This window comes from Paenibacillus sp. LC231 (assembly GCF_001860525.1).
In the GTDB taxonomy this organism is placed as follows: Bacteria; Bacillota; Bacilli; order Paenibacillales; family Paenibacillaceae; genus Paenibacillus_AQ.
Window position 1 is genome coordinate 130,704 of record NZ_JFOM01000053.1, and the last position, 14,316, is coordinate 145,019.

Consider the following 14,316-nt stretch of genomic DNA (forward strand, 5'->3'; position numbering starts at 1 on the left):
CTCGCAAAAAATCGTCTGCAATTCGTTCTGCCTGTATAACTGTCTTTTGAATATGGACTCACGTCATTCACCAGTACATATCCCAATCTTTAAAGACCCTCACCAACGCCTCGAAATAGAAATAGTCCCCCCAAATGCAGCATTCGTCGATGCCGTTGCCAAGCGGCTTTCCGTAGACCGCATGCTGCAGAATGCCGTTGGATTCAGGGAGCGTTGCCGTCGTATATCCATCGCTTAAAGACGCCAGGATGCGCAGTGCCGCGTTCTCGTATGTACGGCGCTGCGGATGCGAGAGCGGTACATGCTTGGCCAGCTCCAGCATTCCGCATACCGATATGGCGGCTGCCGAGCTGTCCCTCTCTTCCTGCCCTTCGGTGAATATCAAATCCCAATAGCACACATCATCCTCCGGCAGCCGATTCAAATAGTAATTCGTGACTCGCTCGGCATCATGCAGCCGTGTTTCTTCCTTCGTATAGGCATAACTGAGCGGCATACCGTAAATGGCCCAGGCCTGACCGCGGGACCAGCACGAATGATCCGCATATCCTTGGGACGTTTGCCCAAACCTTGGTTCTCCGCTCTCGACATCCATATAATACGTGTGATACGTTGAGGAATCCTCGCGGATCAAATATCGAGCGGATTGCTGTGCATGGCTTATGGCGGCGCGCCGATACTCCGGTTTGCGGGTTTCCTCCGTCGCCCAATAGAGCAAAGGCAAATTCATGCAGCAGTCGATGATCATTCGGCCGCGCTGTGACGGCCTGTCTAGCTTGCCCCAAGCCTGAATGATCCCGGCTTTCTCGAAATACCGCTCCATCAGCAGGTCTGCTGCGGCCAAGGCAATCCGTCTCGCTTCTTCATTCCCGGTCAGCTTATAAGCGGCAACGCAGGACAGGGAATACAAAAATCCCAGATCATGCGTCTCCGTGGCGATGCGCTGCTCCACGCGCTCCTTATAGCTGTGGAGCTGAAGCTCCGCTATCGACCGGTACTTCGTTTCCCCCGTGACCTCATAAGCAAGCCACAGCATTCCGGTCCAGAAGGACGATGTCCATTCCGTATTGCCGATTGGCTCATAAATATGATTGCGGCTTGCAGGAGATGGAAAATGGTCCGAAAATGTGTCTAAATTCTCATCGATCTTATCCAGCACGAATTCGATGGCGGCTTCGGTCCTTTGCCGCGTCCATATCGTTGCCTCGCCGTATTTTAAAGGTTCCCGGATCGCTTCCATGGCTAATTGGCCACTCCTCTCCTCGTTTAAGCGTTACTGCCCGCTTGCGCTCACCCGATATTTGCCAGGGGTCACCCCCTCCAATTTCTTGAATGCCCGGATGAACACAACATCATTGGTATAGCCGACCAGTTGGGCCAGCTGCGCATTGGTCAGTTCCGATTGCTCCATCAATGTCTTCGCCTTCTCAATCCTCGCACGGGTAATATAATCGGTGATATTGCATCGATTCATCTTTTTGAAGAAACTCGAGATATACTGCGGCGTCATGCCGAAATGGTCGGCAATCATGCCAAGTCCTAAATTATAATCGGTTAAATTCCTGTCGATGAATGCCATCATATCCTGCTGCAGCTGGATGCTGTGATCGCTATGCTCCGTATGAAAGAGACAGGTCAGTTTGTCATATAACCGCTTGGTCTCGGCCTGCATTTCATCACTTGTGGAACAACCGAATATGTGTTTTACGGGATCAAAGCTCGGGCCCAGCAGGCTTTCATGATCCGTGTTCGTCAAGTTCAGTATTTTCAGAAAGGTGCTAATGATATTGAAGAACAAGCATCTTCCCAGTTCCGGGGTCATCCCCGCCGATTTAAAGTTCATCGTATAAATATTGTCCAGCAGCTTAGCGACATTTTCCGTATCGCCGCCTCTCACATGGTTGACAAGCTGCGTCTCGAATTCGATCGGATAGTAATAATGATGCTTGATGTCGCGAACATGCCCGAAGTGAATGATCGAATTTCTTCCGCTGAACATACGGTAATCCAGGGCGGCCATGGCTTCGAGATAAGCGCTGCCGATCGTTCCGTTTCCTGTGTGTACGCTGCTGACGGCAATCGTCACGGAAATATGGAAACGGTCCTCCAGTACCCGGAGCAATCGCTCTGCAATCTCATGAAGAAAGAGCTCGGCTTCCGCCTCCTCAACCGGATGGAAATTAACCAGGATCGCTACCCGGTCGCGTTCCATATCGACGGCGAATCCCTGGTGACCCGAATTTGCGATATCCGTGCCGATATTCGAGATAATAAACCGAATTTGCGTCCAACCTTGCTCGGATGGCTCCGGCGACAACCTTGTAATATCCACGGCTTGAACAATGATTACGGCAAACTTGTCGGACTCGAAGCGGATGCCCATGGTCGCTAATGTCGGACCCCCTTGATCCCCTGCATGATCCGGATCGATGTACCCCCGAATGAGCCTTGACAGAAAATCAGCGCGGATGACGGGCGTCTGCCTGAACAGTCGCTCCCTCAGATGCCGCTGCTCAACGAGCGAGCCTTCGATCGTTTGCAATATGAAATCATATTCGTTCGCGGCCGGCTTATCCTGAATCGGCTTTCCTTGAAGAATGGCATCCACCACCCGTTTGACGGGACTGTATTGTCGGTATGCAAACCAACAAGCAACGGCCGCTCCTGCGACAAGCGATACGACAAACACCGTCAGCGCCATTCTCTTCAGTTGTGCTACTCGTTCCATGACACTGCCCATCGGCATGACGGACACATATTGCCAGCCGGCCTCCTTGGATTCCGTAAAGGTTACCATGCTGTCCGTGCCATTTAATGCTGTCTTGAACAATCCCGACGGACCGGCCAATCTTTCCGTCACCTGCGCGGACAGCCCCGAGCCCGACGAGCTTGCAATCACGCCCCGTTCCTTATCGAGGATATAAATCTCGCTGTCGTTGGCGGACTCGATTTGGCGGAACATCTCTTGAAGCTGCTGTCCATCGATCATAATAACCAGCGTTCCGCGGATATTGGACACGTCATGAAGTGGAAGGGATTGCGCATAGGTAATCACATCCGCCGGGTTGCCATTTCCTTGGTTCGGGTTCTGCAGCAGCACATCGGAGGGCAGGAATGCCTTGTTGTGGTAGCTGCCAAGCATCGTACGCTTCCATGATTCAAAGTCCATATGCTCAAACCGGTAATACTTCTCGTAAAAGGTTCTGGCATCCGTCCGCAATCCAGGCTTCAGGATGACGTCTCCGGCCTGCAGATGAACATAGTAGTCTCTTACGAATCCGCTTACAAAAGATTGATAGCGATTTAAGTAATCGCGGACGAATTCTACCTGGCGGTACGCCCCTCCTTGATCGTGCCGATCAAGATTCAGCAAATAAGTTAGTTTAGAGTTAAACATGATTTGCTTAGCCAAAATATCCACTTCTTTAAGCTTGCTGTCCACGGAAAGCCGCAGCTGCTCCAGCATCGCCGAATTTGATCGTTCCGCATTGTTTTCCATCACGTTTTCCACCCGTCCATATAGAAAAAGCCCCACGGTCATAGGCAACAAAAGGATGAGCATATACGAAACGATCATGGTTTTCAAGACGCGTCCCCGGCTGCTCTTTCGCTTGCCGGGAAGAAGGCCGGGTATCGAGATCATGTCGCATTCCTCCAAGAAAATGTATGGAAACCTATTTCTTGAATCCTTCGCCGAACGGACCAGCAAACCCTTTAATCCATTCGGTCACCCAAGAGAGAAGCCCCCGTGATAAGGAATGTTTCCATTTTGGGAACAGCGGGGTATTTAAAGCACCTGAACTAATCGCACGGAACGAAGCTTCACGGCAGCTGCCTGCCAAATTTCCGGTCCAAAAGGTTTCGGCTTCGCAAGCTTGCTCGATAAGGTCAACGCATACGTGCCCGGATTCTCTATTACGATCCGCCCGATCGTTGAATGTATCTCGGTGTACGGATGCTGACAAGAAATGGAGTCGCTGACGACTTTATCCTCTCGGGGAATATAAGCAATCGTCTGTCCTGCTGCCCGTACGGTGACTTCATGATCATATTCCTGTTCCCAAACGGCATCGGATTTCTTGAAATTGACGAGGTAGACTTCATATATGCCGGACGACGCTGCCTTGAAGGTCCACTGGGCCTCGTTCATCCCGTTGCCTGTCGTTATTTCCGACAGTACAAGATCCAACTTAACAGCGCCGTTCGCCTGTTGGATAAAACCCTGATCTACATCGATCCTTCCCTCGAGTTCCAATGCAATAACCGATACATGGTCTTCTGGCGGAAGTTCAGGCAAGCGGATCCGCATCTCGTGATGGTCAGTTTCCGGCCGATAGCTCTGGTGCACAGGAAGACATGTGCTGGGATCCGTGAGCAGATATGCTTTGCTAACCGTATTTCTTACACCGTTCAATACCAATTCTTCCGCAGGCCAAAAGCGATTGTACACATGCAGGAAGAGCGTATTCTCTTTTACCGTAACCGCTCCCCATTCCAGCTCATAAGGGAACGTGCTTGCACTTGTGCCGTATACCGCCTCGCCATTTCGCTCAAGCCAGGCACCCACTTCCTCCAGGCGTTCAACCGACTTCGCCGGAATCACGCCTGTTTCCGTCGGGCCGACATTAAGCAGCAGGTTCCCTCCCTTGCTTACGATATGCACCAACTTTCGGATCAGAGCATCCGTGGATTTCCACACTTGATCCTTGGTGCTGTACCCCCACGATTGATTTAAGGTCATCGGCGTCTCCCATTCCCGCGTTTCCTCGCCTTGCATCGGGATTTCGTTGTCACCCTTGGATTGATAGTCACCGAAATCAGGCCAATGGCTTACCCTGCTGTTAATCAGGCAATCGGGTTGAAGCTCGCGGATCATGTTTACCATCGCTTCGCTCTCCTTCTTCGACAATCCCCCGGATGTATCGAACCAGAGCAGCCCGACCGGACCATATTCCGTCAGCAGCTCACGCACTTGTCCCTTCGCTTTATGGTTCCAGTAACGAAAGAACGCCTTCTTCTCCAGCTCATAGTCCCATAGATTGTTAAACGTATCGTGAAGAGCATGCGGATGATGCCAATCAATGACATGGGAATAGTAGAAACAGAGCCGGATTCCTTCCTCCCTGCAAGCCTCGGATAATTCCTTCAACGGATCCCGGCCGAATGGAGAAGCATCCATGATATTGAACGGGTCCGTCCGTGAATGGTACATGGCGAAGCCATCGTGATGTTTGGCTGTGATGACGATATATTTCATGCCTGCCCTTTTGGCGCAATTGACCCAAGCCTTGGCATCAAACTGCATCGGATTAAATTCCTTGGCGAGTTTTTCATATTCCTTTACCGGAATTTTGTTGGCATACATGACCCACTCCCCTTTGCCGAGCAGCGAATATACCCCCCAGTGGATGAACATGCCGAATTTGGCATCCTTCCACCACTGCATCCGGCTCTTGCTTTGCGTTACGATATCTAATGAGTCAGCCATCGTTCTCCTCCTATTCCTTAATGGCGCCGATCAAAACGCCTTTGACGAAATATTTTTGCAAAAACGGATACAGAAGCAGTATCGGCAATGTGGAAACGATAATCGTTGCATATTTAATGGTGTCCGCGATCGCCATCCGGTCTCCCGAGGCCTCCGTCATCATGCTGTCGGTCGTATTGGTTATGAGAATTTCCCGGAGCACGAGCTGGAGCGGGAATAGCTCCCGATCCCTCAGATAGATGAGCGCCCCGAAATATGAATTCCAGTGTCCCACGGCATACCACAGAATCATGACGGCGATAACAGGCATGGACAGCGGAATAATGATACGGAACAGAATGATCAGGTCGTTCGCCCCGTCGATTTTCGCCGATTCCTCAAGACTTATCGGAACGGACTGAAAGGCAGTCCGCATAATGATCATATTGAACGTCCCGATCATCCCGGGGATCAGCATCGCCCAGATCGTGTTCAGCATCCCCAGGTTATTGATCAGCAGATAAGTCGGAATCAGCCCGCCGCCGAAAAACATGGTGATGACGATCAGCATCATCAGGACATTTTTGAAGTACAAATTTCTGCGGGACAGCACATATGCGCCGATCGCCGTGGCCACCAGATTGATGGCCGTTCCTGCCACAACGTAGATCAGCGTGTTCCGATATCCCGTCGTAATCATCGGATTGTTAAACACTGCCTTATAGGCTTCGAAGTTAATATCAAGCGGCGCGAACAGCAGCCCCCGGTGCTGGGCCAATGAAGCGGGATCGCTGAACGAAGCGAAGGCAACATACACGAACGGATATAAGGTGACGAAGCAGAGGCCCGTCAGGATCAACGCATTCAGACAGACGAAGGTTATCTCTCCAGCGGATCGTTTGTTAGCCATGGACGACCTCCTCTCTACCACAGTTTATGTTCGCTGACCCGCTTGCTGATTGAGTTCGCGAGTACAAGCAGGATAAAGCTGACTACCGCATTGAATAATCCAACGGCGGTCGTGAAGCCGTAATCCGTCTCCAGAACCCCTCTCCTGTAGACAAAGGTCGAGATCACGTCTGCCGTTTCATAAGTAAGCGGGCTGTACATCAGCAATACTTTTTCGCTGCCAACGCTAAGCATGGAGCCCATATTGAGAATGAAAATGATGATGATTGTCGGCAGCATGCCCGGCAGCGTAATGTGCAGCATCTGTTTCCAGCGGCCTGCACCGTCCATCTTGGCCGCCTCGTACAGGGTCGGATCAATGGTGGCGATGGCAGCAAGATAAATGATCGAACCCCAGCCTACGCCTTGCCAAATGCCGGAGCCGACATATATCGTACGGAACCAGTTGGCCTCGCTCATGAACGGAATCGATTCGATGCCGAAAAAGCCCAGAATCTGATTCACCAAGCCATCTCTTGCGAGAAAATCGAACATGATCCCGGTTACCACGACGATGGATACGAAATGCGGCAAATACGATATCGTCTGAACCGTACGCTTAAACAGCCGGCTGCGGATTTCGTTCAGCAGCAGGGCAAGGATAATCGGTGCCGGAAACGCGAAGATGAGCTCATAAATATTGATCAGAACGGTATTGCGCAGAAGGCGTTCGAAATAATAGCTGTTAAAAAAATTGCGGAAATGCTCAAATCCGATCCACTCGCTTCCCCAAATACCATCGGCAATGCTGAAATCTTTGAAAGCCATCAACAGGCCGTACATCGGTCCATAGTGGAAGACGGCATAGTATAGAATGACGGGAAGCGCCAGTATGTAGACGTATTTGTTCCGTTTCAAATCGTTCGCAATCGTTGTCCATTTCCCTTTGCGATGCTCGAAGGGATACTCCTGGGTTGCTGACAATCAAATCCCTCCCTCCAAATCAATTTATATGGCGCCAAGAGCGGCGGAGTCTGCATGTTTCCGCCGCTTCAGGACGTTTACCGTTTACCGTTTACCGCTTACCATAGCGCTCCAAGGCTTTCTGCTGTATTTCCAGAGCTTCGGCAAGACCCATGGATTCAATGGTTTTCACATACTTGTCAAACTGATCCAACGGCTCGGCGCCCATAACGAACTTCAAGTACATCTCGTCCTTGTATGTGTTGATGTCCGTCATGATGGAAGCGTAGCGGCTGCTCTCGGATTGGGTCGGCGTCGTGCGCGGCATTTTCTTCTCCATGGTCGGCTCTGCCCAGATGATCTTGGACTCCAGCTGATCCGGCTCGGTCGTATATTGTTGATCGAACCGAATATCAAGCATGAACGGCCCGCTGAAGGTTGCGCGGTTGTGCTTGGACATGGACTGGATCACCGGCAGTCCGGAAGGGTCCTTCAATACTTCGGGCTTAAATATCGGCTTGCCGTCCTCCATCGCATAGCTGACGCCCTCTTTTCCGAAGTTAAACAACAGGGTGCCTTCCTCGGAATAGCCGTAATCCAGCCACTTCACCGTTTCAATCGGGTTTTTGTTGCTGGTGGTAACCGCTGCCCCGATTCCGTTAAAGGCATGGTCCTTATATCCCCAGATCTGCTTGTCGCCCTTGTTCATCACAGGGTAGGGGGCTGCCACCAGTCTGAAGTTCGGATCTTTATCCTTCATGAGCGTTCCATACTTGCCAATCCCGCTGCCGGTGTATAGAATCGCTGATCCGATCTGCCCGCCCGTAATTTTCGCCTCCAGCATTTTCTCATCGGTCGTCGCAAAGTCTTGATCCAGCAAGCCTTCCTTGTACCACTGGTTCATGAGCGTCAAGAACTCCTTAAACCTCGGGTCCGTCGGGCCGTATTTAACCTGACCCTCCTCTTGGTAAAACCCGGCATTAATACCCCATGCCCCGAGAAAAGCGGTCGTTGTATCGACATCTCCTTTCGTCAGATACAGGGGAATCTCATCCGCCTTGCCATTGCCGTTCAGATCTTGCTCCTTAAAAGCCTTCAACACGTTGTACCATTCATCAATCGTTGTTGGCATCGAAAGTCCCAGCTTATCCAGCCAATCCTGCCGGATCGTCGGCCCGAGAAATACCTTAAGCTTGTCGTCGGTGCGGAGAAACGGGAACACATAGATGCTGCCGTCATCGGTCGTAATTTCCTTCTTCCACTCCGGATGCTCCTCGAGCACCTTTTTAAAGTTCGGGGCATATTGGTCGATCAAATCATTGAGTTTGATGATTTTACCGTCCTTGATCGCCTTCTCCGGTCCCCCCGGATAACCGGCCCATGAATATTCGATCACATCCGGGAGTTTATCCGAGGTCATCATGAGGTTGAACTGCTCCGTCGCCTGCTGGCCCTGCGGAGGATGCTGAAAATCCACTTTCACCCCGGTGATCCCCTCCAGTTCCTTATAAGCCTCGATTTCGTTGTAACTCTTCATCGTAGCGGACACCTGGCTAACGATTTGCACCCAATACGTCAGTTCCGATAGAACCGGAGGAGATTCCGGGTCCTTCGATGCCTCCGGTTGTTCCTTGGCAGGGCCGCCGCAGCCTGCCGCTGATATGGCCATGGTGGCGGCAAGCAAAACAATCCAGAATACTTTAAGCCTGTTGACCTTCATTATCATTTGCCTCCCTTTTCATTTGCTTGTTGTGTGAACTTCTGGTTGTTAAGCACCACCTTACTGAACATTTTGGCGATTGAACACTGCCGTGTTTTCTAATTGTGCAATATATTTTTAAGGCAGTACATTGTCTATATTTAATCTCGGACTGACTTATTTCATGATGGATGGTCATTACAGAAAGGAAGGGCGGCCGCAACGGCCGCCCTTTCATCCATGTAAGCTGCTAGGAAGCCGAGCTGCGGCTTCGGATGTAGTCAATGTCTCCAAGAAGAAGCTCTGCGAAGCCGGAATCGATATGCTTGCCCTGCTGCGCCTTAATGGCGTGCTCCAGCGAAGTCAGCGCATCTTCGGCGGCTTCGCTTCCTGCCGGCTGCTGCTGGAGATCCGCGATTTTGGCTAATAAGCTTCGGGTGATGCCCTGGTTATCGATCCAGCCCTTCTCTTCCCCCGCGGTAACGATATCGTCCAGATGATCCCGATTCACAACGACTTCGAAGGGATACTCGCGAACGGTGACGTTCCCGGCTGCATCTTCTGCCGTTATGCGCAGGGTGTGCGGTCCGGCTGACAGCGTTAACGGCTCTCTAACCAGCGTTTCGGAAGCTTCCTTGCCATCCAATTCCAAGCTGAAGCCGGATACGCCGCTTAATGTGTCCGTGATTTGAGGTGAAATGGTGAAACGCTCGGTTTGGTATACCGATTGGGCAACGGTCGCCGTAATGGCCGGCCCCGTCCGGTCGATCTTCACCGTCTTGGAAGCTTCGTCGCTTCTCACACCCGACATAGCGGCCGCGCGGGCATATACGATGGTCTCGCCTTCCGCTTCCACGAGGATAGGTGCCGTGTAATCCGTCCATTTGCCTTCGGATCCGATCTTATACTGGCTTCGCATGCCCGCCGCTTCAGCTTCCGCTGTCATGGTAACGGTGACCTTCACCGATTCACGGTTCCATTCGGTTCCCGTGTCGGCCTTGATCTCGGGTGGAGCACTCAGCGTATGCGTCTCCCGCAGCCGCCACAGCTCCTGCGTAGGCATCGGCAGATTCAGGGCGTCCACGCGGGAACGAACCTCTTCTTTGGAATACGGCAGTGCCCATTTGTCAAAAAACTCCGTCAGGTTCTCGCCTGCGATTGTGGATGCCATGACCACAAACGTATCGATCTCCTCTTGATTCGTCGCGGGCAGCTCCGTCGCCGGCAGCTCCCGGTAGGCCTGATGAAGCTCAGCATAAAAGTCCCATCCGTAAGCCAGGGAAAGCTGGCGGAACATTACGAGATAGCCGAAAAGATCCAGCTGGCCCGAGCTGCCGAACGACTTGTTCGGTATATCGCTTTCGATATAATCAAATGCTAAATCATAGAAATCTTTCCCATCGGCGTTGCGAATCAATAAGTTGCTGCTGTTGCCGAATTTCTCTTGGATGTATAGGGAGTAAATATTAACCGTGATTTCACCTGTCACGTTCCAGTTCCAGGCTCCTTGCTGATATTCGTGGCCGGTCTCGTGCCAGAAGCCCCAGCCTCCCTGGGTTACTCGGGATATGTCCACGGCGTGACCCGCTGAAGGATCGATGTGGAACATGATCGGATAGCCGGCATGCATATAACCCGCACTGATCTGACGATCCGCAACGTAACGGAATGGAAGGTCGATACTCTTATGCCGCAGTGGTTGATTCGGGGAAAGCCCCGCGACTTCCTCGGTGTAGTCCACGATCGCGTCCCACTTCTCCACTAATTGCTGTGGATCTCCAAGCTGCCTGATATACTCGGACGGAAGCGTCAGGATCACTCTGCGCCCTTGAAGCTCTGCCCATGGAGCGGGATGATGCCGAATCGTATCTTCCCATTCAGTCGAAGAGGTCTCACCAAGGATATAATACGGAGCGCGAACTCCGCCGCTGATTTCAATATCCTTCGCAACGCCCGGCTGCGGCTTGGTCGGAATCAGGTAAATCAGGCCGCCATAAGGGCTGCGGATCCGGTTCTCGCCCGGAAGGAGCGGCTTCCGCTGTGTGATGACAGGAGGTCGTTCCCATTCCGTTTTACTTGTCAAATTATCCGTGTGAGCCCCTACCTGCACATCTAAATTCTGGGTGCCTTCAGGAACATGAATCGTTACCCATTCTCCGGCCGGTGCGTATAACCCCGTGCTGATCCAATTCTTCGGAACCGTCCCTTGGCGTAAATAGTCAAAGGTTGAATAATCAAAATTCACGTGAACGGATTGTCCCGACACTCGCGGCGCGTCCCCCGGAACGGTTCCGGGAAATTGATCGGCATAAGGGGATTTGGGGGCCGTCAGGTCATTGCCGATCCGTCCCAATTGAAAAGCTAACAATGCGCTGGTATAGGGCGCTTTGGAACGGTCGAGCGGAAACGTAAGTTGGGACTCTAAGTCGCTGGCATCCTGCTCGATCACAGCATATAGCGGACTTTGCGGGGAGATGCTGCTGACGGTTCCACCGGTCACCGAAGCGATGACTTGCAGCTTCTTGTCAGCGCCGGCGCCAGGCCGTCCGACGTTCACCTGATCCGGTGATAGCGTTCCAGCCTCAATCGCCTCGGCCTGCTCCAGCAGCTTTAGCGAATGGTAATTGGCCGATTGCTCCGGTGTCAATATGGGCAAGGTTTCCGTTCGAGTCGACGCCGTATTGTTCATCAGACCAAGACCCATCCGGTTCAATAGGCGCTGCACCGGAAAATCTTCACTGAGCCTGCCCGAACGGCCCTGATATTCATTCCCGAGGAAGACGTGCGGATATTGCTCCATCACCCATCCTTTTAAGGGGACAACGACATGACCTCCTTGCGCGACGTAATGCTCGACGGCATCGACCTCGCTATCCTCCAGCGTCCCGTCAATATAAGCTACGGGGTAACGGGACGGATCCAGATGCTCCTCCGTGAATTGGTCCAACCGAACCAGATCGATCGGCACATCGGTTTCGATGATATAATTCTTCCACGTTGCCGACAACATGGGCAATCGCCCCTTGCCTTCCAACGCCTCCTGATAGGTCAACGTCTCGGAATCCTCTGTTAACCACAGGAGGATGTTGCGTGCCACCGTCTTCCGCTCATCGGTAATATCGGAGGTGAATTTGAAATAGGAGTCATCGCCTGCCACAACGACTTTGCCTTTTCCGTAGCGAGCCGCTGCAAGTATCGGCGTCGTGTCCGGGTTGACCGCCAGAACGAAGGCTTGATCTCCGATGGCCGCGACACCGCCGTTATAGGTGGCCGATACCGTCGGATAACCGGACAAATCCTTATAAATTACATCAAGATCATGCTGGGTTGCCAGGCTCGCTGCGGTATTCGTGCCTAATACATGAACGTCAGCCTGCTCCGTCATTCCATCCGCCGCCTTCAGTGTCTTCCCTGACGGCGGAACGGCTGCAAGCGTGCAAGCAACCGCCAATAACAGCTTCAACCACTTTTTGGTGTGGAAACCCATCAACCGTTCAACTCCTTTGCCGATGATTTCGTAATAGCAACGAGAAACGAACTGCTTCCGTTTCACCTCCCCCTCCCTCCAATTTCCTTTTTCCCTGCGTCCTAAATATAAAACAGCCGCCCGGAACACCATACAGTCGATATTTAAGATCGGACTGTATTTTTTCCGGGCGGCACTAACTTTTTTTAATATTTGGTTGTCGGTAATCAATAAGTGCAGCTGTTTATCAAGATCATCCTCTGGCTGCGGCATCCGCATAGAAAATAATCGTGTAAAATTTCGTGGTTTCATTCCCAGGGTTAACGTACCGATGAGGCCGATTAGCCGAGAAATGCACAGAGCTTCCGGCAGGGACGGTGTAGCTTTCGTCTTCGCGCCACAGCTCCAGCTCTCCCTGATGCACAAAAATATATTCCTCCACGCCATCATTATGCGCTTCTGAACCATGGTCACAGCCGGGATCCATGATGACCATATAGGACTCGAATTTGGTGCGCAGGTTGTAGGAGAACAAAGGGTATACCCGGTAAGCGCCTTCGGCCTCGTGAAAAGGCTCCACGTCCTCCAGGGATACCACGGTCACTTCGGTTTCCGCCTCTTCGATGAGCGTGGTGAATGAAATGCCGAGGCCGCTGACGATGCGCCACAATACCGAAATCGTCGGGTTGGAATCCCCCCGCTCGATCTGTCCCAGCATGGCTTTGCTTACACCGGTCAACTCGGCTACGTTATCGAGGCTGAGACCCCGTGATTTGCGGATAGCTTGCAGATTTCTCCCTACTTTTTTATGAATGGGTTCCAAGTGTAACCATATCCTCCTTCTGAAACTAAGCCGTTAACTGATCTTGCTCTGATCCGCTTGCGGCTTCTCCATAAGCTTTGACACCATATCATCGGTCATATGGTTCAAATCATATTGTACATCAAATCCCCATTCTTCGCGTGCCGCAGTTGCATCGATAGAATCCGGCCATTCGTTCGCAATCGCTTGACGGACAGGATCCACGTTATAGTCGAGGCTGAAATCCGGTATATGGCGGCGGATGCTGGCCGCAATCCCCTCAGGGTCGACGCTCATCGCCGTAACATTAAAGGCATTACGGTGCTTCAGCTTAGCCGGATCTGCTTCCATCAATGCAATGATAGCGGAGATCGCATCCGGCATGTACATCATGTCAAGGTAGGTCCCTTTATCAATGTAGGAAGTATAGATGCCGCTGCGGATAGCGGCCACATACATCTCAACCGCATAATCCGTCGTTCCCCCGCCCGGAGGCGCGGAATGGGAGATCAGTCCCGGAAAGCGCAATCCGCGGGTATCCACTCCGTATTTATGGTAATAGTAGTCGCACAACAGCTCCCCGGAGACCTTGCTGACTCCATACATGGTTAGCGGACGCTGCAGCGTATCTTGCGGCGTTGCGTTTTTGGGGGTGTCCGCCCCGAATGCCGCGATGGAGCTCGGCGTAAAGAACTGGCAGGACAAGGCCCGCGCCGTCTCCAGCGCACTTAACAAACCGCCCATGTTCAGGTTCCAGGCCAGTGCCGGATTGGATTCTGCCTTGGCGGACAACAGGGCTGCAAGATGGATAATCGTATCCGCGCGGTGTTCTTTAGCTGCTTCATGGAAAGCTTGGTGGTCGGTTACATCCAGTATTCGGAACGGTCCTGATTGCACCGTCTCATGATGGATTTGGCGAATGTCCGTTGCAAGAACAGCTTCTTCGCCATAAACTTGCCGCAATTTCGCCACCAGGTCTGAGCCAATCTGCCCGAGCGCACCGGTTACCATAATTCGTTTCATCACTTGTG

The 14,316-nt window shown here is 52.1% G+C and carries 9 protein-coding genes; all 9 read right to left on the reverse strand.

Annotated elements, in window-relative coordinates:
* Window positions 1–67: 67 nt before the first annotated feature.
* Window positions 68–1,240: a glycoside hydrolase family 88 protein gene (locus AK95_RS27920; RefSeq protein WP_071223177.1), complete on the reverse strand. Its 1,173-nt coding sequence runs from the start codon at window positions 1,238–1,240 to the stop codon at window positions 68–70.
* A gap of 33 nt (window positions 1,241–1,273) precedes the next feature.
* A complete protein-coding gene (locus tag AK95_RS27925) occupies window positions 1,274–3,643 on the reverse strand; it encodes a helix-turn-helix domain-containing protein (RefSeq protein ID WP_071223178.1) in 2,370 nt (789 codons plus the stop codon).
* Window positions 3,644–3,787: 144 nt separating this feature from the next.
* Window positions 3,788–5,488, reverse strand: coding sequence for an alpha-L-fucosidase (locus AK95_RS27930; RefSeq protein WP_071223179.1), 1,701 nt, complete (start codon window positions 5,486–5,488; stop codon window positions 3,788–3,790).
* Window positions 5,489–5,498: 10 nt separating this feature from the next.
* Window positions 5,499–6,377: a carbohydrate ABC transporter permease gene (locus AK95_RS27935; protein ID WP_071223180.1), complete on the reverse strand. Its 879-nt coding sequence runs from the start codon at window positions 6,375–6,377 to the stop codon at window positions 5,499–5,501.
* A gap of 14 nt (window positions 6,378–6,391) precedes the next feature.
* On the reverse strand, window positions 6,392–7,339 hold the full coding sequence (locus tag AK95_RS27940) for an ABC transporter permease (protein ID WP_071223181.1): 948 nt from the start codon (window positions 7,337–7,339) through the stop codon (window positions 6,392–6,394).
* Between the two features lie 91 nt (window positions 7,340–7,430).
* Window positions 7,431–9,038 carry a type 2 periplasmic-binding domain-containing protein gene (locus tag AK95_RS27945; RefSeq protein WP_071223182.1) on the reverse strand — a complete coding sequence of 536 codons (1,608 nt, stop codon included), beginning with the start codon at window positions 9,036–9,038 and terminating at the stop codon, window positions 7,431–7,433.
* 229 nt (window positions 9,039–9,267) lie between these two features.
* On the reverse strand, window positions 9,268–12,570 hold the full coding sequence (locus AK95_RS27950) for a M60 family metallopeptidase (RefSeq protein ID WP_235613239.1): 3,303 nt from the start codon (window positions 12,568–12,570) through the stop codon (window positions 9,268–9,270).
* Window positions 12,571–12,736: 166 nt separating this feature from the next.
* Window positions 12,737–13,306, reverse strand: coding sequence for a helix-turn-helix domain-containing protein (locus tag AK95_RS27955; RefSeq protein ID WP_071223183.1), 570 nt, complete (start codon window positions 13,304–13,306; stop codon window positions 12,737–12,739).
* Between the two features lie 33 nt (window positions 13,307–13,339).
* Window positions 13,340–14,308 (reverse strand): NAD-dependent epimerase/dehydratase family protein, encoded by a 969-nt coding sequence (locus AK95_RS27960; RefSeq protein ID WP_071223184.1) that lies wholly within the window; start codon window positions 14,306–14,308, stop codon window positions 13,340–13,342.
* Window positions 14,309–14,316 lie beyond the last annotated feature (8 nt).